Annotated in this window: 18 protein-coding genes and 1 pseudogene; 6 read left to right on the forward strand and 13 right to left on the reverse strand. The window is 43.6% G+C overall.

Annotated features, from left to right (window positions below; translation table 11 throughout):
- Positions 1-6: 6 nt before the first annotated feature.
- The 5 genes and pseudogenes from E5355_RS09330 to E5355_RS09350 all read left to right on the forward strand — a co-directional run bounded on the left by E5355_RS09330 (position 7) and on the right by E5355_RS09350 (position 4462).
- A complete protein-coding gene (locus E5355_RS09330; RefSeq protein WP_136010151.1) occupies positions 7-1479 on the forward strand; it encodes a 4Fe-4S binding protein in 1473 nt (490 codons plus the stop codon).
- A gap of 21 nt (positions 1480-1500) precedes the next feature.
- Positions 1501-2898, forward strand: a complete 1398-nt coding sequence (locus tag E5355_RS09335) for an aldo/keto reductase (protein ID WP_136010152.1) — start codon at positions 1501-1503, stop codon at positions 2896-2898.
- Between the two features lies 1 nt (position 2899).
- On the forward strand, positions 2900-3316 hold the full coding sequence (locus E5355_RS09340; protein WP_136010153.1) for a DUF1893 domain-containing protein: 417 nt from the start codon (positions 2900-2902) through the stop codon (positions 3314-3316).
- 278 nt (positions 3317-3594) lie between these two features.
- Positions 3595-3770: pseudogene (locus tag E5355_RS09345) on the forward strand (DoxX family protein); the annotation flags it as partial.
- Positions 3771-3907: 137 nt separating this feature from the next.
- Entirely contained in the window at positions 3908-4462 is a 555-nt protein-coding gene (locus E5355_RS09350; protein ID WP_136010154.1) for a DUF3332 domain-containing protein, read from the forward strand.
- A gap of 249 nt (positions 4463-4711) precedes the next feature.
- Here E5355_RS09350 and E5355_RS09355 read toward each other — a convergent pair whose 3' ends face one another.
- Positions 4712-6070 carry a transposase gene (locus E5355_RS09355; RefSeq protein WP_136010155.1) on the reverse strand — a complete coding sequence of 453 codons (1359 nt, stop codon included), beginning with the start codon at positions 6068-6070 and terminating at the stop codon, positions 4712-4714.
- 165 nt (positions 6071-6235) lie between these two features.
- The gene (locus E5355_RS09360; protein WP_136010156.1) at positions 6236-8545 is read right to left on the reverse strand and encodes a BamA/TamA family outer membrane protein; all 2310 of its coding nucleotides are present in this window, start codon (positions 8543-8545) and stop codon (positions 6236-6238) included.
- A 143-nt stretch (positions 8546-8688) separates the two neighbouring features.
- On the opposite strand from E5355_RS09360, the gene E5355_RS09365 reads away from it, so the two are divergent.
- A complete protein-coding gene (locus E5355_RS09365) occupies positions 8689-9447 on the forward strand; it encodes an RNA methyltransferase (protein WP_136010157.1) in 759 nt (252 codons plus the stop codon).
- On the opposite strand, the gene E5355_RS09370 is transcribed toward E5355_RS09365, so the two are convergent.
- The 11 genes from E5355_RS09370 to E5355_RS09415 all read right to left on the reverse strand — a co-directional run bounded on the left by E5355_RS09370 (position 9401) and on the right by E5355_RS09415 (position 20312).
- The gene (locus E5355_RS09370; RefSeq protein ID WP_136010158.1) at positions 9401-9748 is read right to left on the reverse strand and encodes a hypothetical protein; all 348 of its coding nucleotides are present in this window, start codon (positions 9746-9748) and stop codon (positions 9401-9403) included. The two genes, E5355_RS09365 and E5355_RS09370, sit on opposite strands and share 47 nt — an antisense overlap.
- A complete protein-coding gene (locus E5355_RS09375) occupies positions 9745-10671 on the reverse strand; it encodes a DUF4296 domain-containing protein (protein WP_136010159.1) in 927 nt (308 codons plus the stop codon). Before E5355_RS09375 ends, E5355_RS09370 begins: the two co-directional genes overlap by 4 nt.
- Positions 10668-11300 carry a lipoprotein signal peptidase gene (locus E5355_RS09380; RefSeq protein ID WP_136010160.1) on the reverse strand — a complete coding sequence of 211 codons (633 nt, stop codon included), beginning with the start codon at positions 11298-11300 and terminating at the stop codon, positions 10668-10670. Before E5355_RS09380 ends, E5355_RS09375 begins: the two co-directional genes overlap by 4 nt.
- A 2-nt stretch (positions 11301-11302) precedes the next feature.
- Positions 11303-11683 carry a TraR/DksA family transcriptional regulator gene (locus E5355_RS09385; RefSeq protein ID WP_136010161.1) on the reverse strand — a complete coding sequence of 127 codons (381 nt, stop codon included), beginning with the start codon at positions 11681-11683 and terminating at the stop codon, positions 11303-11305.
- Positions 11684-11715: 32 nt separating this feature from the next.
- A complete protein-coding gene (gene ileS / locus E5355_RS09390; protein WP_136010162.1) occupies positions 11716-15204 on the reverse strand; it encodes an isoleucine--tRNA ligase in 3489 nt (1162 codons plus the stop codon).
- Between the two features lie 546 nt (positions 15205-15750).
- Positions 15751-15843: a smalltalk protein gene (locus tag E5355_RS19425; protein ID WP_168354313.1), complete on the reverse strand. Its 93-nt coding sequence runs from the start codon at positions 15841-15843 to the stop codon at positions 15751-15753.
- 40 nt (positions 15844-15883) lie between these two features.
- On the reverse strand, positions 15884-16366 hold the full coding sequence (locus E5355_RS09395) for an HU family DNA-binding protein (protein ID WP_136010163.1): 483 nt from the start codon (positions 16364-16366) through the stop codon (positions 15884-15886).
- A 165-nt stretch (positions 16367-16531) separates the two neighbouring features.
- Positions 16532-17773 carry a DegT/DnrJ/EryC1/StrS family aminotransferase gene (locus E5355_RS09400; RefSeq protein WP_136010164.1) on the reverse strand — a complete coding sequence of 414 codons (1242 nt, stop codon included), beginning with the start codon at positions 17771-17773 and terminating at the stop codon, positions 16532-16534.
- A 69-nt stretch (positions 17774-17842) separates the two neighbouring features.
- Entirely contained in the window at positions 17843-18433 is a 591-nt protein-coding gene (locus E5355_RS09405) for a sugar transferase (RefSeq protein WP_136010165.1), read from the reverse strand.
- A gap of 11 nt (positions 18434-18444) precedes the next feature.
- Positions 18445-19371, reverse strand: a complete 927-nt coding sequence (locus tag E5355_RS09410; protein WP_168354314.1) for a glycosyltransferase — start codon at positions 19369-19371, stop codon at positions 18445-18447.
- 47 nt (positions 19372-19418) lie between these two features.
- Positions 19419-20312: a hypothetical protein gene (locus E5355_RS09415; protein WP_136010167.1), complete on the reverse strand. Its 894-nt coding sequence runs from the start codon at positions 20310-20312 to the stop codon at positions 19419-19421.
- Positions 20313-20677 lie beyond the last annotated feature (365 nt).

A 20677-nucleotide genomic window follows, 5' to 3' on the forward strand; every position in this document is an offset into this window, starting at 1 on the left:
ACTATCATGTTACGTAAAATCAGACTGGCCTTTGCAACGCTTTGTTTTGCACTCATTACCTTGTTGTTCCTTGATTTCACGGGAATGCTGCACGGATGGTTCGGATGGCTAGCCAAAATCCAGTTCTTACCGGCAGTATTGGCGTTGAACGTAGGAGTAGTATTATTTCTTGTAATTCTTACATTGATATGTGGGCGTGTCTATTGTTCCGTTATCTGCCCGTTGGGGGTACTTCAAGATGTAATGGCTTGGATAGGCAGGAAGTTTAAGAAACGTAAAAAACTCCCCTACTCCTATTCTCCGGCAATATCATGGTTACGTTATGGAATGCTGGGAATATTCATTATTGCCTTGGTTGCCGGATTCAGTTCTTTGGCGGCTTTGCTGGCACCTTACAGTTCATATGGGCGCATAGCCAACAATTTTTTCCAGCCGTTGTGGCAATGGAGCAACAACCTGCTCGCCTATTTTGCAGAACGTGCCGGCAGTTATGCCTTTTATGAAACAGATGTGTGGTTGAAAAGCTGGTCTACCTTTATTATTGCTGTTGCCACTTTCGTAGTGCTTGCCGTTTTGGCAGGACGAAACGGACGTACTTACTGCAATACGATTTGTCCTGTAGGAACTGTGCTAGGTTTCCTTTCACGTTATTCTTTTTTCCGTATTATGATAGAGCCGGATAAATGCAATGAATGCAGTTTGTGTGCCCGTAATTGCAAAGCGGCTTGTATTGATATTAAGGAGCATAAGGTTGATGCCAGCCGTTGCGTAACTTGCATGAACTGTATAGACAAGTGCAGCCATGGAGCTATCTCCTATACGACTCCGAAGAAAGTTCCGAAACAAATGAACGAGACTCGTCGTCGTTTCTTTACAGTCACTGCTCTGGTAGCGGTCAACTCTGTTTTGAAAGCACAAAAAAAGAAAGGGGACGGTGGATTGGCAACCATTGAAGATAAGAAAATTCCGGAGCGTAGCACTCCTATCGTCCCTCCAGGTTCATTGGGCATACGCCATTTGACACAACATTGTACAGCTTGCCAACTCTGTGTATCGGTTTGTCCCAATCAAGTGCTTCGGCCATCTGCAGACTTGATGAAACTAATGCAGCCGGAAATGGCCTACGAGCGCGGCTATTGCAGACCGGAGTGTACAAAGTGTTCCGAAGTGTGTCCCGCAGGTGCCATTCGTCCAATAACCAAAGCTGATAAATCTTCCATTCAGATAGGACATGCTGTGTGGGCGAAAAAGAACTGTATACCATTGACCGACGGGATGGAATGTGGCAATTGTGCCCGCCATTGTCCGGTAGCTGCCATACAAATGGTACCGAGCAGTCCGGAAGATGAGAATTCTCCGAAAATCCCGGTTGTCAATGTAGAGCGCTGCATCGGCTGTGGTGCGTGCGAAAATCTTTGCCCTGCCCGTCCCTTCAGTGCCATCTATGTGGAAGGGCATGAAAGACACAGGATTGTATAGATATCTGTAATATTGGTGAATATGGAAGAACGTCATAAAAACATGAGTCGCCGTGATTTTTTGAAGATTGTAGGTATCACGGCTACAACATCTGCCACCGCCTTGTATGGTTGCAGTTCTAAAGAAGGAAGTGATACAAGTAACAATATCTTGGGACCGGTTCCGACGGATAAGATAACCTATCGTAGTTTTCCCGGTTTAGGAAGTGACAAAGTTTCTATTTTAGGATATGGCTGTATGCGCTGGCCTACCATTCCTGCTCCGGATGGAAAAGGGGAAATGATAGACCAGGATGCCGTAAACGAACTGGTGGATTATGCCATTGCACATGGTGTGAATTATTTCGATACGTCTCCGATGTATGTACAAGGATGGAGTGAGAAGTCTACGGGAATAGCTCTGAAGCGCCACCCGCGCGAATCGTTCTATCTTGCTACTAAACTATCCAATTTTCATCCTGATACTTGGACTCGTGAGGGGTCTATCGCCATGTACCGTAAGTCGTTCGAGGATATGCAAGTAGACTATATAGACTACTATCTGCTACACATGATTGGTGGCGGTGGCATGAAGCAATTCCACAAGCGCTATATAGACAACGGTATGATTGATTTTCTTGTAAAGGAGCGTGAAGCAGGACGCATCCGTCACTTGGGATGGTCGTTCCACGGTGATATCGAAGTCTATGACTATGCCTTGCAGATGCATGACCGTGGTGAAGTACATTGGGACTTTGTACAAATACAATTGAATTATGTAGACTGGAAACATGCTTCGGGCAGCAACTTCAAAGCAGAATATCTGTATGATGAGCTGGCAAAGCGTAATATCCCTGCTGTCATTATGGAACCTCTGCTGGGTGGACGGCTCTCCAACGTCCCTGACCATATTGTGGCACGGCTGAAGCAGCGCGAGCCCGAACGCAGTGTGGCTTCTTGGGCATTCCGCTATGCCGGTTCTCCTCAAGATGTACTGACAGTGCTGAGCGGCATGACTTATATGGAACACTTGCAGGACAACATCCGTACTTACTCTCCATTAGTACCACTCACAGAAGAGGAAATTCAGTATCTGTATGCTACGGCCGATTTGATGATGGAGTACCCCACCATACCTTGCAACAACTGCAAGTACTGCATGCCTTGCCCGTATGGGATTGACATTCCTGCCATCTTGATACATTATAATAAATGTGTCAATGAAGGAAATGTACCGGAAAGCTGTCAGGATGAGAATTATCGGAAAGCACGCCGTGCTTTTCTCATAGGATATGACAGAAGTGTACCCAAACTGAGGCAGGCCGACCATTGTACCGGGTGCAACCAGTGTTCTCCGCATTGCCCACAAACGATTGATATTCCCAAAGAATTGCATCGTATTGACAAATTTGTAGAACAGTTGAAACAAGAGACTTTATAAAATGGAGAGCATCATTGACATACTGCACAAGGGCGGATACTCTTGTGTTATGAAAAACCGAGAGGAAATTCGTACTTGCACCCAACGTGGAGTGGCAGATTTGTATGATTTGTATCAGGCAGATTCTGCATTTATGAAGGGGGCTGCCATTGCCGATAAAGTTATAGGAAAAGGTGCCGCAGCTTTGATGGTATTGGGAGGGGTTAAAACGGTCTATGCGGATATAATTAGTACTCCTGCGCTGGCATTGCTGTGTGAGGCAGGAATTGAAACGAGTTTTGCCCAAGAGGTTCCTCATATCATTAACCGTGACAAGACTGGCTGGTGCCCGTTGGAAGCGGCTTGCATGGAGCTGAGTACGATAGAGGAAATGTATCCGGTGATTCAGAATTTTATGTCAAGAATCAGGGCAAAATAGTAACAGCTTGCTCTTTTTCCCTGACCTTTCTCCTTCGGCATCTTGAAGTCATCCTTGCGCATACCGATACCGTCCAGTGTGCGGTTTTCATTGTGGCCGTTCGGGAAGAGATGCCGGTTGTCATCAAAATATTTTTTTCATGACCTGAAGTGTATGTCAGAGCTGAAGTGACATGTTGTTCTTGAAACATATCTATCAGATAGAACAAAAGTTCCTGATTGTCAAACCATTTCTTTATATCTCCAAAAAACTTCATTGATATTAAATCTAAATCCGGTTTAGTGTTTACAATGGCTATTGACTTTTTAGTAATCCATGGCAATGACCCGTTTGCCACGAAAGAGTTGGCTTTCATGTATCTGGTAGTGTGCCGTGTGATGTATATCATAGGTCCGGGCAAGTTTGCCTTTGACCGCTGAATAGGAAAAGCTCTTTCCAAAAGGCTCATAAATAGACACTTCCGTCTTACTGAAAACAGATTTTAAGCTCAAATAGTATGTATTTTCATAAAAAATCCTATATTTGCGGATGCTTAAAATAACTCGATGAGCTATAAAGCTAATTAAACACAGTAAAATAAAAAGAGTGATTATGAAAAAGTTCAATTTAAAGATGGTTGCGACCGTAATGATTTGCGGCTCGTTTCTTTTCAGTTCTTGTATCGGTTCTTTTGGACTGCACAGTAAACTGGTCAGCTGGAATCAAGGTATTGGTACCAAGTTTGTAAACGAACTGGTTTATCTGGCATTCAATATTATTCCGGTATATGGCGTTTGCTATCTGGCTGATGCATTGGTCATCAACTCCATCGAATTCTGGAGTGGTTCAAATCCTATGGCCAGCATTGGTGATGTAAAGAAAGTGAAAGGCGAAAACGGTGACTATCTGGTAGAAACACTTGAAAACGGCTATTCTATCACCAAGGAAGGTGAAACAGCTTCTATGGAACTCATTTACAACAAAGAGTTGAATACTTGGAATGTTGTTGCCGATGGTGTCAGCACAGAGTTGCTGCAGATGAACAATGACGGCACTGCACAAATGACCCTTCCGAACGGTGAGGAAATGACTGTGACGCTGGATGCTCAAGGTGTAGCAGCAGCACGTCAGGCTACAATGATTGACAACTATTACGCCTTTAAGTAATGGATAAATGACGATGGATGAATAATAATGGGTAGTTAACTGCGTATATTTATACCCATTATTAATTAGGGATATTCAGTAAATGTCTCTAAAAAATAAGATGGCATATGAAGTGATTATGGTCTATCCTCTTCATATGCCATTATTATTGTCATTTTTTCGTGCTTTCTCACATAATTTTATCGGGCAGGACATGACGCTCCGGAAGAAGTCCGATGCCCTCTTCTGCCCCTTGTGAATAAAATCATGTCATGCTGCTTTAGCCGTTTTGTTCCTGATTTTTTCTATCATCAGTACTGCATTTGCCGTATGTATTCCGAAGAAAATCCACAGGATTTCCGTCTTCCTGTTCCGTGCCTTTATCCTTGATAGTGAGTAATGTTGCTTTTGAGTTCCGAAGCTTCCTTCAAGCCGGGTGGCCCTTTCTTTTGAGAGTTCACTTCTGAGTACCTTTCTCAAGGGCTCATCCTTTGCCGCCCTTCCCTTGCGCACGAAGGAAGTGGATATCCCATATTTCGTACAGAACTTTCTGTTGGCATTATTGGCATATATGGAGTCGCCTGCCGCACATGTTACCCTCACTTTCATGAGCTTCTGCTGCATACGGATACAGTTCTTCAGGCGTATACCCTCATTGAAGGCCTTGAACGAGATGTGTTCGATGAACGATATGCCGTCTGTCTGCATATTATTGACCTTCGCACCGAATTCGACGGATTTCGTTTCCTTACCTCTTACGATGGGACGTACATAATGACGGTCAATGCTGACAATACGGTCACTGACCTTACGGCCTTCAAATATTTCCTTTTCCTGTACAAGAACTTTTCTGATGATGGAAAGACGCTTCCGGTAATCCTGTGTATATCGTAGTGCAGCTCCGTAATCTCTATGAATTTCATCCATCTGTATGAGAAGTTTTTCAAGAAGCCTGATCATACGACGCTTGAGCATCCTTGTCCTTGACGCCTTTCTCTTTCTTTTCTTACAGTAGGACAGATAAGCCTTGGCAACATCATCATATTTGTTGCGAGGACGTCTTATGCCCAGAGCCCTGCAGTGCAGGCATATATGTCTGTAGAGCCATTCGAGGCTTTCCCAAAGAAGCTTCATGTCTGTAGGAAAACGCATATGGCTCTCATAGCAGGTGGCATCTGTCATGCACACGTGAAGGTTCTCAAGATAAGGTTTCCAGTGTGTGGCCAGTATCTCCTGGAGGGATTCAATGTCAAGACGGGATGCCATCTCATTACGGACGGCGCTGACTATCTTGTAGTTGGTTATGGGAAAAGACGGATCTGTCATGATTCCGCAGAACATCTGGTAATGTAGGTTGCCGTTAAGATGTTCCACCAGATGTCTGTCAGAGAATCCGGTATAGGCTTTCAGGACCATAATGGCAATCTTTGCCGAAGGACTGAATATGTTCCTGCGTCCAAGACGATTTTCCGACAGCCCCATGGCTTTTGCCATAACTTCAAAAGGAAACACTGAATGAAGTCTGCCAAGCTCACTCTCATTAAAACTCTTGCGATATTTTTCCAGAATATCAAATTCTGTAAAACCCAAAGTAGGGTGAATTTCTGAAATTTTTTCTATCTTAGCCATATCTTTATTGGGGGATTTCCCCCGTTTTGGCTGTCAAACCTTATTTTCGGGGGAATACCTAAAGATACAAAAAAGCCAACTAATTCGCAACATTTTGTGTATGAATTAGTTGGCTAATTTTATACTATTTACTGAATGTCCCTAATTATCCATTGTCATTTATATTTAGAATGGATATCCCACAGCAAAGTGGAAAGCAAAATCACGGCTGAATTTAGGATGAATAATGGGATAACGGTCTTTTTTCTTCTCATAGGTCGGATTGATGGCCTTCATACCTCCGTCGAAACGCAATACAAAGAAATCCAAGTCAAGACGCAATCCTAAACCATATGCCACAGCAATCTGCTTATAGAACTTGCCAAATTTAAATTGACCTCCCGGCTGGTCTTTATAGTCCCTTATTGTCCAAATATTTCCGGCATCTACAAAGAGGGCTCCTCTGAATTTCCAGAACAACCGTGTGCGGTATTCAATGCTGGCATCCAGCTTGATATCTCCCGACTGGTTCATGAAGTTATTATCGCCGGGGAAAGAACCGGGCCCCAAATCACGTACAGACCATCCGCGCACACTGTTGGCGCCGCCGGAGAAGTAGCGCTTCTCAAATGGAAGCATTGTTGCATTGCCGTATGGAATGGCAATACCGGCACCAAAATGAAATGCCAATGAATTGCGGTTGTCAATGACCAGATTCTTGGCAAAGTCAAAATCGCCTTTCAGGTATTGGGCAAAAGGAATGTTCAACAAGGTGTATTCTCCCGATGCATTCTTTTTCATTCCTCCGAGCTTTGCCACAGCATACAACAAGCTACCCGCCGATTCAAAATTGAGACGGATGGTATAGGAATTACCGATACTGGAATTATTCATAAATGCCCTTCCGGCACTGTTGTAGATATAGCTATAACCAGTGCGGACAATAAAACGGTCTTCATAATTATATTTGAGGATGTAGTTCTCGTCTTTCTCCAAATAATCCTCTTTAAATGTCTGATCTATGCTGGGCATATACAGATAATTGATGTCCAACAAATCAATGCGGTGCTGCGAACGTTGTTGTTGTACTCCCCATTTGTAGCTCCATCCGGCAGATGCTACAATGCGCGTGAATTCCGGTCTCATCTGGTAGTTATATTGCAATCCGAATTCTGTAGTAGCCCTTATTCTCCGCTTGAAATCGCTGGATACAAAGGGAAACATGAACCGTGGGAAGTTGATGGTTGCTTCCGCACCTAATTCTATATAGTCTTGATTCAAGGAACTCTGCAAACCGGACACAGCCTCGTATGCCCCACGTAGCTTGAACATGAGTGTTTCGGAACCTTTGAACATATTGCGGTGCTGAAAAGCCACCGAAGCGGCAGCTCCCAAGTCGCCGGCAGAGTTTGTGCCTTCCACTTCAAAGGATACGGACTGATGTTTGCCTCTGGTCAGCATCACATAGGCGTTGAGTTTTGCACTGTCACTCTGCTGCGCTTCGAAAAAACGGATATTGGTATATTTCAGTGCTTGCAGGCGTCCGTAGTTGGAGTAGGTACGCTGTACGTTCTGCTCGTTGTAGAGAGTTCCCGGAGTGATGTGCAGGTTGTTAATCAGCACTTTGGGACGCAGATAAAGTTTGTCTTTGTAGTAGATAGGGAAGCCTTTGTAATGCAACGAATCATTCACCTCGATGCTGTTCCAGGGGGATGCCTGCAACACATTATAGTCGGTAATAAAACTCACTTTATTGATAGTATATTGCTGATGATTCTGCGGTGTGTCCTCGTTGTGCTGCCTATATGGAGCCAAGTGCAGCGTCAAATCTACCAGATAAGAATTACGGACGGTATCCGCGGTATAGGATATATACTCCTTGTTGAACTTGTAATATCCATTCTGAAGCAGTTTGTTCGTGATGCGCTGGCGTTCTGCATCCAGTACATTGACATCAAAATACATGCCTTCGGATAATAGGGTCACTGCGGAATCCTGCTGTATGTATTCCTTTATTTTACTGTCTCGGATATCATATCTCAAGGTACGTACTTTATAGGGTTTACTGGTTGTCACCTTATAGACCAACTTCATCTTTTTCTTCTGGACTTGGCGTACCGGTTCCACCAGAGCGCCCATATAGCCCATATTCTGCACAGCCTTAGTGATTTCTTCCCTAGTCCGGTTGGTTTCCTCCTCACTGTATATGACCGGAGCATCTCCTAATTTCCTCAATATACGGTTTATCCAGCGTGTAGAGTCCTGCCCGGACCAGTTGTAAACATACAACTGAGTCTTTATCAGACTGAACCACTTCGCATTGGGATTCTGCCGGATGTACATGGAGAGATTGGATGGTTTTACTTCCTTATTGTCGGTATGTATGCGCACTTCATCCAGCAAATACGAGCCGTCCGGCACATATTTGGTAGAAGAACAGGAAGCCAACAAAAGTGCAATAGTAGCAAGTATCGCGTAGCGGAAACTTTTATCCATACCGAGTCATTAATTGCGCATAAACAACTACAAATATACTTGTATTTTTTTGTTCTCGAAATAAAAAACACCGGAAGAGTGCAGAGTTTTTGATTATATTGAAATAATCACGTATTTTTGTCAAATGATAACATGTGTATCCTATGACATTAAGTAAAAACCGCATCAAATATATCCGTTCGTTGGAGCAAAAAAAGAACCGGAAAGCAGACAAGGTATTTCTGGCAGAAGGACCTAAACTCGTAGGGGATTTGTTGGGACATTTCTCTTGCCAGTTCCTGCTGGCAACCTCGGAATGGCTTTCCCGGAACCAACCTCTTTCTGTAACGGATGTCACGGAAGTGTCTGAAGAGGAACTTTCGCGTGCCAGCCTACTGAAAACGCCCCAACAAGTGCTGGCTGTGTTTCGACAGCCGGATGAAGAGACGGATGTTTCTGTCATCAGCCGCTCCCTTTGTCTAGCTCTGGATGATGTGCAAGATCCCGGCAATCTGGGAACGATTATCCGCCTTGCCGATTGGTTTGGGATAGAGCATATATTCTGTTCACCCAACACAGTGGATATTTATAATCCCAAAACTGTGCAGGCCACAATGGGAGGCATCGCACGTGTCAGGCTGCACTACACTCCCCTGCCCGAGTTGATTCGTTCATTGAAGGACATTCCCGTTTATGGTACTTTTCTGGACGGGGAAAACATGTATGGACAATCTCTTTCAAAAAACGGATTAATTGTGATGGGCAACGAGGGAAATGGCATAGGAAAAGAAGTTAAATCACTCATTAACCGCAAATTATATATTCCGAATTATCCCGCCAGCCGTGAGTCGGCGGAGTCGTTGAACGTAGCTATTGCTACTGCAGTAGTTTGCGCTGAGTTCCGGCGCCAGGCTGCATTGTAGTAAAATCGAAAGGGGAAAATAACCAAGGAACCAAATAAGGCAGTTCCTCCTCGATACCCGGAGGAACTGCCGTCAATATATTGTGACACTTGTCGAAAGACAGACCAACGGTTTCCTGCCCCAAATGAGCTTCTTCAAAAGGAAGCAAGACTATAACTCCCGGTAGCCATTCCGTATTCTCCACCTCTTCTGTCAATGGGAAGACACGCGATGCACCCTGTCCTTCATCCATCTCCACCACATATTGTTTCAGACAACCATGCCCAGGAAGAAATAGAAAATGAGAAGCGTAGCGTTTCATGCTTGCGGACGGGGGCGTATGGCTCTGGGAGTCGTGGCATTTCTCTGCTCCTGAATTTCCAGAGGTTTCAACTTCTCAGGTTCTTCGATACTGTTTTTGCGAAGGGAGTCTATCGCTTGATGAAGGCTGTCATTGGGGGCAATCGCCAAGCTGTCCGTAGCGTGATAGCGCATCAGTGAGATACGGTCTGCCAACAAAGGTTGTGGAGCCTCCTGCTGCGGATAGTAAATGAATCCGCGTATCTCCTTGATTTCTCCTAAGGTATCGGCAAATAAGGTGAGCGTTTCAATCCCTGTGTTCTGTACTTTCCTAATGGTACTGATGACACTGTCATTCTTTTCGTAAAGAATCTGCATTGCCATCAACGGAGCATGTATGCTGTCCGGTGCACCGTTGTGGAAACGGAAGCGTACGCTCCAGCGCAACGTGTCACGGTCGTGGAAATTGGTGTCTGAAGGCAACGTAAACGTTATTTTGTTGTCCATGGGCATACCCGTCAACTGATAGATATGCTGCCATATCCACACGTCGATACTGTCTCCCGGAAGTGATTCTTTCGGCTTGTTGTCACGCAGGGCAATCAAGTGGTTGATACCGTCTCTTTCGGCTTTCAACCGTACATTCACTTTCTCATAAATTTTGGTAAGTACTTCTGGATTACGGGAAAACCAGACCATGGAAGAGTCAAAATCAGCCTGAGTGATACCATATTTCTTAAAAACCGATTCAATGTAGAGCACCCGCTTATAACTTTCATTATACGGCACTTCTTCACCCATAGCTTTGGCTATGTGATAATCATAAAGCACGTTTTCCATCTTGGCATCCGGAAAAACGGTCTCAGGCCTTTTCACCTTACAAGCCGTCAGACTGAATGCCAGAAGGACTACGCTACACCATTGAACTCGATTTATTCTTTTCATGATTTCTTTATGGTAGCATGATAGGCATCATTGAAGTCCTTGCTGTAGAACAACAATAAAGCAATGGTACCGCAACTGATTGCTGCATCCGCAAAATTGAATATCGGGCTGAAGAAAATGAAATGTTCTCCACCAACAAACGGCATCCACATAGGCCAGTTTGTGTCAATGATGGGAAAATAGAACATATCCACTACCTTACCATGGAACCATGAGGCATACCCCCCTCCTTCAGGCATGAAGGAGGCTATCTGCGAATGGGTGCTTTCATTGAACAACACACCATAGAACACACTGTCGACAATGTTTCCCAAGGCTCCCGCCAAGACTAAAGACATACAGATGATAAATCCGGTCTTCATACCTTGCTTCACGAACTTGTGCAGAAACCAGCCAATGACTGTGACCGCAGCAATGCGAAATAAGGTCAGGAATAGTTTGGCAAATATTTCCATCCCGAAAGCCATACCACTATTCTCGGTAAAGTATATATAGAACCAATCTGTGACCCGGATACTCTCATGCCAGTACATGTGGGTCTTTATCCAAATCTTGATAATCTGGTCTATAACCAATACCGAAAATATGACAAGGCAGGCTATCCGGCCTTTCGTAAAGAATTTATCCATTTTTATTTCTTGCCGTTGTTTTTAGCTTCGATGCTCAAAGTGGCATGGGGCACTGCACGAAGACGCTCTGCCGGTATCAGCTTGCCAGTTTCGCGACAAATGCCATATGTTTTGTTCTCAATGCGCACCAAAGCCGCCTGCAATCCTTGGATGAACTTCAACTGGCGTTGAGCCAGACGTGTGGTTTCTTCCTTGGACAAAGTGCTTGCTCCTTCTTCCAGCACTTTGTATGTAGGAGATGTATCATCGGTATTGTTACCATCTGCACCTGTCAGGCTGGCTTTCAACAAATCATAGTCACGTTGTGCCAACTCTAATTTTTCCATAATGATAGCGCGGAATTCTTCCAATTCAGCATCCGAGTATCTTGTCTTTTCTATCATAACTTTTACGTATTAATCAGGTTAGTATTTAATTATTCTTTCACTACACTCACGTACAACGAGAAATCGTCGAAGTTCAGTTCCGTACCATTTTCTACGTTGTTTGCCAGTATCAGTGAAGTTCCTAAAACTTGGTTGCGAATATAGTTATTATATTCATTTACCGCATCATCTGTTTGAGGATTTTTTGATAATGTAATCTTTATTTTATCTGTTATCTCAAAACCGCTCGACTTACGGATATTCTGAATGCGGTTTACCAGCTCGCGTGCAATACCCTCACGGCGCAGTTCTTCGGTGACGGTAACTTCCAGAGCTACGGTCAGTCTGCCCTCGTTGGCAACCAGCCATCCTGGAATATCCTCACTGAAGACTTCCACATCTGCCGTTTCAATCACAGCTTCTGCACCATCCAAATTAAATGTATAAGAGCCGTTCTTCTCCAACTCGGCAATGGCATTCTGGGACATTTCTGCCACAGCAGCAGCCACGGCTTTCATCTGCTTACCGAATTTCGGTCCCAGCTTCTTGAAGTCACATTTTACTTTCTTTACCAGCACGCCGGCAGCACCGTCCACAAACTTGATTTCTTTCACGTTCACCTCGTTCATGACAAGCGCTTTCACTGCCTCGATATGTGCACGCTGTTCCTCATCCACTACCGGTATCATGATGCACTGAAGCGGTTGGCGGACTTTGATGTTCACCTTGCGGCGCAGTGCCAATACCATAGAAGTGATGTCTTGTGCCATTCGCATACGAGCTTCCAATCCCTTGTCTATCATTTCCTCTTTATATTCGGGAAACTTGGCAAGGTGTACCGAAACAACATTGTCACGTCCGGTAGCAGTAACTAAATCTGTATACAGCATATCAGCATAAAACGGGGCGATAGGCGCCATCAGTTTGGCTACGGTTTCCAGACAAGTATAAAGCGTCTGGAATGCGGAAAGCTTGTCCTGCGTCATGCCGCCACCCCAGAAGCGTTTGCGGTTCAAACGAACGTACCAGTTGGAAAGGTTGTCGTTCACGAATTCGGAAATCAGACGTCCTGCCTTCGTGGGCTCGTATTCATTGTAGCAGGCATCTACGTTCTTTACCAGCGTATTCAGTACGGAGAGAATCCATCGGTCTATTTCGGAACGTTCCGTCATGGGTACATCGGCTTCCTTGTATTCAAATTCGTCCACATTGGCGTAGAGGGCAAAGAATGAGTAAGTGTTGTATAGCGTTCCGAAGAACTTGCGGCGTACCTCTTCCACTCCATCTACGTCGAACTTCAGGTTGTCCCACGGAGAAGAGTTGGTAATCATGTACCAGCGCAACGGGTCAGAACCATATTTCTCGATGGTCGAGAAGGGGTCTACGGCATTGCCCAGACGCTTGGACATCTTGTTGCCGTTCTTGTCGAGCACCAGGCCGTTGGAGATGACGGCCTTATAGGAGATGCTGTCGAACACCATCGTGGCAATGGCGTGCAACGTGAAGAACCAGCCGCGTGTCTGGTCCACTCCTTCGGCTATGAAATCGGCTGGATATACCTGATGGCTGTCCAGCAATTCCTTATTTTCAAATGGATAATGTATCTGTGCATAAGGCATGGCACCGGAATCAAACCATACGTCAATCAGGTCCGTTTCGCGCTTCATCGGCTTGCCGTCTTTAGAGACAAGGATGACATCGTCCACGTAAGGACGGTGCAAGTCTATCTTGTCGTAATTCTCTTCGGTATATATGCCCGGCTGGAAGCCCTTCTCCTTGTAAGGGTTAGACTGCATCAGGCCGGCAGCCACAGATTTCTCTATTTCGTTGTAGAGCTCTTCTACAGACTCGATACACTTTTCCTCGCTATTGTCCTCTGTACGCCAGATGGGCAGTGGAGTACCCCAATAGCGTGAACGGCTGAGGTTCCAGTCATTCAGGTTTTCCAGCCACTTGCCGAAACGTCCTGTACCGGTGCTTTCCGGCTTCCAGTTAATGGTCTTGTTCAACTCCATCATACGTTCCTTACAGGCGGTGCTACGGATGAACCAGCTATCCAGCGGATAGTACAATACGGGTTTGTCCGTACGCCAGCAGTGCGGATAGTTGTGTACGTGCTTTTCTATCTTAAATGCCTGACGGGCAGCTTTCATCATCATGCAGAGCTCAACATCCAATGATTCGGCAGCTTGTGCAGCCTGCTCATTATACTTACCGTCTACGGTGAATTGAGGGTCGTATGCATTCTTCACCCACTTGCCCTGATACTCCTTATACAAGTCTACGTTGATACATGCCTCTACGAAATCCTCATCCAATTCATCCATCAGATAGAATTTACCGGTGAGATCCACCATCGGACGGGTCTCACCCTTCTTGTTTATCATGAATAGGGAAGGTATGCCTGCGGCGCGGGCCACAAAGGCATCATCCGCACCAAAGGTCGGGGCTATGTGTACGATACCCGTACCGTCTTCGGTCGTCACATAATCACCCGCGATTACACGGAAACCTTTGTTGCTGGCAGTCCAACTGCCGTCTTCGGCTACGTCTATCGGCTTTACCCACGGGATTAGTTGCTCGTACTCCATGCCTACCAAGTCCGGTCCCTTGTATTCACCTACAACCTTGAAAGGTACCAGCTTATCTCCCGGCTTATAATCCTCTAATGCAATGCCTTCCGCTTTTTTGTTGAAGTGCGCATAGAGCAATGCTTTTGCCAGAACGACGGTTATCTTCTCGCCATTATAGCTGTTGTAGGTCTGCACGGCCACATAGTCAATCTTAGGCCCTACACAGAGCGCGGTATTGCTGGGCAATGTCCACGGAGTGGTAGTCCATGCCAGGAAGTAAGGAGTCCCCCACTCTGCCATTTCCGGCTTTGGGTTCTTTATCTTGAACTGCCCCACTACGGTTGTATCTTTTACGTCACGGTAGCATCCGGGCTGGTTCAGCTCGTGCGAACTGAGTCCTGTACCGGCAGCGGGAGAATACGGCTGTATGGTATATCCTTTATAAAGCAATCCTTTCTTGTAGAGCTGTTTCAGCAGCCACCACAAGGTTTCGATATAGCGGTTGTCGTAAGTTATATAGGGGTTATTCATGTCCACCCAGTAGCCCATCTTGTGGGTCAGGTCTTCCCACTCTTTGGTGAACTTCATGACGTCCTTGCGGCAGGCAGCATTGTATTCTGCCACGGAAATAGTCTTGCCAATATCCTCTTTGGTTATACCGAGTGCCTTTTCCACACCCAGTTCCACAGGCAGTCCGTGAGTATCCCATCCGGCTTTGCGCTTTACCTGAAATCCCTTCATCGTCTTGTAACGGCAGAAAATGTCCTTAATGGAGCGAGCCATTACGTGGTGAATGCCCGGCATACCATTGGCCGAGGGGGGGCCTTCGAAAAACACGAAAGAAGGACAACCTTCACGTTCTGTCATACTCTTGACGAAAACCTGGTTTTCGTCCCATTTCTTCAACACTTTTCCATTCACTTCGGAAAGGTCAAGTTTCGAATATTCGGCAAACTTCTTACCCATCTTGATATTTACTATTTGACAATTTTACGATTTACGATTGAAAATACTCTTAACTGGCATATTTCTTGGTACGTCAAAAGCCATCTTCTCTATTTTAAGGGTGCAAATTTATAAAAAACTTAGATACAAGAGACTTTTTAGGCAGAAAAAGCTGGATAAGTGTAGTAAAATGTTTTATTTAAGGACGAAAAGGAGAATAAAAAATGGCGTGCCTGAACATACTTTTTCATTATGACAAAAGAACAATTTACCTCCTTACAAGAACTGCACTTTAAGCATAAACATTCAGCTAACCCCGCATAAACGTAAGCATTCGAAGAACTAGGTGTTGCCCCTTTCTATACAATAATAGCGACTGTCACTATGAACCTAATAGTTGCAGTCGCTATTGTTTTTTTGAGCCTATAATGTTGCAACTGTGGTTAGTTACCTGATTCTGCAGTTTGTCCGGTCCACACACTCTCCGGATGCTTACTAAAAAAGAGCTGCCGACAGATTTCCTGCCAGCAGCTCTTCTCATTTTTTTATTTATCAAATCCTATCGGACTAAAATATCATTGTCTGTCTGCCAATCACACCTGCCACAGCATTCGCTACGGCAATAATAAATTTCAAAATCACATTCCACGTTTTCTTCATAAAGATTATCCATTATCCAATTAATAATTCATAGCTACCGCTATCCCAGTGGATTCTCGCCTTGGTCTCCATCCGAACCGGAGCCACCATCTGTAGAAGTCTTCCCTTTGAGATAATCATCCAAGCTCACCAAATCCAGCTTTTCTCCAGCACGGGTGGCAGACTTCGATATCTTCAGTTCCCTATTCGCCTGAAAACAGATACGGACGCTCTCCACACTCTTGGCTGTCACGTCATCAGCCTTTTCCTCACCTTTCGATTTGGCTGCCAGTATAAAGACACCCAGCCCGGATATATTAACTGTCTTTCCTTCCAGCAACTGCTCTTTCAGCTTTTCCACAAAGTTCTGCATCGTACTCTTAATGTCACCGATAGACAGAGAAGAGCGGTCCTGCATCTTCTGTGCAATAAATGCCAAATCCACGCTTTGCCCCAATGTCACCAACTGCGGATAATACTTCTTGGGAGAGTTTTCAACCCTAGGGTCCGACGGTCTCTCCACCGTCCTGAAAATTACACTCATACTTTTTTTCTTTAGAGATTTAAATTCGTTTTACTATTCACACGTTTCGTTGATCAACGATGCAAAGGTGAGGATTAAAAACTATGTAGCCAAAGAAAAAAGGCACTTGGGAGCAGTTTTTCTGAGAAAAGTGATAAAGTACTATAAATCAACAGAAAAATATTTCTACAATATACACTTCTTCATTTCATCTACTATGTATCTCACATCCTCATCCGTCACATAAGGACCACTCGGCAAGCAAAGCCCCCGTTTGAATAGGCCTTCACTAACACCATTAACATAGGCAGGATTATTAGCATAAACCGGTTGAAGATGCATAGGTTTCCATAAAGGACGGCTCTCGATACCCACCTTATCCAACCATAGGCGCATGGCTTCCACATTACGATTGGGTTCACAAGAAGTATGGGCGCTAACCGACTCATGCGTAACACCTGCAGCACCACCCACAGCACCTTTTACAGTCTCACGGTAGGCATCTTCCTCACCCTTCACATGCAGGTCCTCATCAAGTAGTACCGTATTCAGCCAATAATTACTGTCATAGCGTCCAGAAGGATTCTCATGAAGCGTAATCCCCTCCACATCAGTCAACAGCTCACGATACAGACCACACAGATACTTATGGTGTGCTATGTGCTCATCCACCACTATCATCTGACCGCGGCCGATACCTGCACAGATATTACTCATCCTGTAATTATAGCCTATACATTCATGCTGGTAATAAGGATAAGATTCACGGGCTTGGGTAGCATAAAACATAATCTCACGCTTAGACTCCTCATCAGCACAAATCAAAGCGCCACCACCACTGGTGGTTATCATCTTGTTACCATTGAATGAAAGCACGCCGTATCTACCAAAGGTTCCGAGGACTTGCCCGTCAAATTTGCTTCCAAAACCTTCAGCAGCATCTTCAATAATCGGAATATCATATTTATCTGCCACTTCCATAATCTGGTCTATCTTGTAGGACATCCCATACAAAGCTACCGGAACAATCGCTTTGGGCTTCCGGCCGGTCTTGTCGATACGATCCCTAATAGCCTGCTCCAGAAGAACCGGGTCCATGTTCCAAGTATCAGCCTCAGAATCTACGAATACCGGAGTAGCACCAAGATAGGTCACTGGATGCGAAGAAGCACAGAAGGTGAAACTCTGTACTATCACTTCGTCACCCTGCCCCACTCCACAAGCAAGCAGGGCCAGATGCACAGCAGCAGTACCAGCACTCAAAGCCACCACCTTTTTATTCTGCCCAACGAAGCATTCCAAATCCTGCTCGAAGGCATTCACATTCGGACCGAGCGGAACTACCCAGTTCGTATCGAAGGCTTCCTGTATGAAACCCATCTCCTTGCCGCTCATGTGGGCAAGGCAAAGATATATTCTTTTATCCATAAACATATGTGATTATTCTAATGATTCGATTTCCTCACGTAATGAGGAATAAAAAGAAAAGAAAGGATTTTATAAATTCTTTCCAAAGACCGTATAAACAATGATTTTAATATCATACCAGAAAGACCAATTATCCAAATATTCAATGTTTATCCGTACTTTATCAGGAAACAGTACCTCATCATTATATTTCTGAGGATCGGCCTGTCCAGCCAGCAATTCTTCCTCATTTCGATATTTCAGGCTGGCAGGACCAGTTATTCCGGGCTTCAGCAAAAGCATCCTTCGGTCATCGCTCATCAATTTATCTGCATATCCCGGAACATCAGGACGAGGACCCACAAAACTCATATCGCCAACCAATACATTCCAAAGTTCAGGCAACTCATCCAGTTTATACTTACGGAGTTTTGCTCCCAACAGCGTGATGCGGCTCTCACCTGCCACAGACACAGAAGAACCGCCATGCCCCACCGTCATCGAACGAAACTTGTACATCGTGAACAAACGTCCATGTTGTCCCACCCTGCGCTGGGTAAATATCACCGGACCATCGGGCATTTTTATACGGATTAGTATGGCTACAACCAATAAGATTGGGGATAAAAAAAGCAGACCGAAGAACGAAGCTGTCCGGTCGAAAAGAGATTTTATAAACATGCAAGTTCTATTTAATAGTGTTTTCTGTTTCGCAATTGCAAAATTCTTTCTCTTAACAAATTTGCGATTACAGTTCTTCCCTCTTTCAAATTAATGAACGTCCACACTCCCAATATAATAAAAGCCAATTTCTTCTTGCTTCTACGGAAAGATTTCAATTTATCTGACTGCTCATAATATCGCCGAAGTCCTTCTTGCTTTCTTTTTCCCTCTTCACTTAATAAGAATTTCTGAAAATCAACAAGATTACTTTTTTTTTGAAGAAGATAATTCTTCCTTACATAATAAAGGCTTGTCTTCTGAGACACTCGTTTACTGCATGATATTCCTGCACTATTTATTCTATATCGCAATTTGGGCGCACAAACATTACCAAGTCTTTTGCCATCTATGGCAATCCTTGTCAAAAACTCATAATCTTCACATGCAGGAAAATCACAATAAAAACCAGACTCTAGATATACACTTTTTCTCACCAACCAAGTAGGATGCGGAACTGCACTATTTGTTTTCAAATAGTTTTTTATGATACCATCCAATGTAGGGTAACGCGTTATTGCTCCTTGGATTATGTTCCCATTTTCATCCATATCTCTCATATTGCAACCCACCAAGTCGAGATTGTTTTCTATGAGATATGCCAATTGACACTCTAATCTATCCACCTCTGCAATATCATCAGCATCCATACGTGCTATAAAAGTTCCCCTAGCCAAAGCAATAGCCCTATTCAGACTTTCTGTTAAACCACAGTTTTTTTCATTGATAGATAGTTTTATACGGCTATCCCCAGACATCCTATTCTGAATATACTCAATATGTTCCGCATTATCCGGATTATCTACGATAATAACAAATTCAATATCCCGATATGTTTGGTTAAGAATAGAATTTATTGATTGCTCTATATACTCTATAGGTTCCTTATAAGTACTCATCACGACACTTATCATTATCTAAATCCTCCCATTTAATACAATAAGTACTATTTCACTTCCAAATTTGCATTTCTATCCGCGTAAAGCCTACCCACTATTGAATCTACGAATGAAGCCGATAAGAATAAAACTATAAACTCATAATACACATCACCTTTGTACTCAAAAGCAGCAAATACAAAGAGTATAAGCAAGCACAAAAACTTGTCCTTTCTCTTTACACTTACAATAGAGTATAACGTCGTGACATAACTCAATATCCACCCCACAATTCCCCAAAACAGTATATTCCTTATAATTCCCGAATCTGTATTCTTATAATAAGAACCATCATAAACAAAATATCCATCCCCAAAAAGAATCGTATTCCATTCCGGCATAAATACCATTTCATGCGTCCGTTCCAAAGAAGCATTACCAAAATTACCCGTAGTCAAAAAATTAAGTATCGGTTGTGACATCCAATCATACCATTCCGAAAAAATAGGTACATCTTGCAAACAGGATATACAAACAATAAATATATACACAAAGAAAGAGAACTTTACTAACTTAGCAATACCCATTTTACCCCACACAAAAGAAGCAACAGCACTCGTAATTATTGTTAAGACAAGTCCCGATCGTCCATAAAACATATTTCCCAAAAAACAGAGTATATAGCAAATAAGCAATATTTTCTTGTTTATTTGAAAATTTCTTTTACCCACATAAAACAAATACAAAAGAAAAATACAACTTAATGTACAATGCAACGTTAAGCGATAGCCGGAAAAGCCTTGCCAACCTATCCTAAATGTATATCCAAATGATTCCGATAACATTTCAGAAGAAACAACCTCCTCAAATACACTAAACCAGAAAGTTTTCAAACTTGGTATGAAAACCAGCAGCAATGTACCAATAACATATATTGCATGTGTCAATGCGTAATAATACATAAAACATTCTATATTTGCTCTTTCCTTGTACTTCTTAACCAGCAGAGAAATAAGAAATATGTATACAACTAATTTCCGAAAAATAAAAGTTGATATTTTTACATACGAAAAGTCACCAGTTCCATGAATAATCGGATATAGGAAACTAAAAAAAACAAGCATAATCGTGCATATAATAAGATTCGATTGCATCTTAGTAAGCCGATTAAACAGTTTATAATTGAGCAATAAATATACAAATGGAATCCCATACACATACGCATACGATAATGCAGAGGAAAATTTGAATATTACCGGATACATAAATGAACACTACTGTCCCATTAAAATCTGAAAAAGTTCTTTGAAATTATTGAAATATAGTT

This window comes from Bacteroides muris (ex Afrizal et al. 2022) (assembly GCF_004793475.1).
Classification (GTDB): Bacteria; Bacteroidota; Bacteroidia; order Bacteroidales; family Bacteroidaceae; genus Bacteroides; species Bacteroides muris.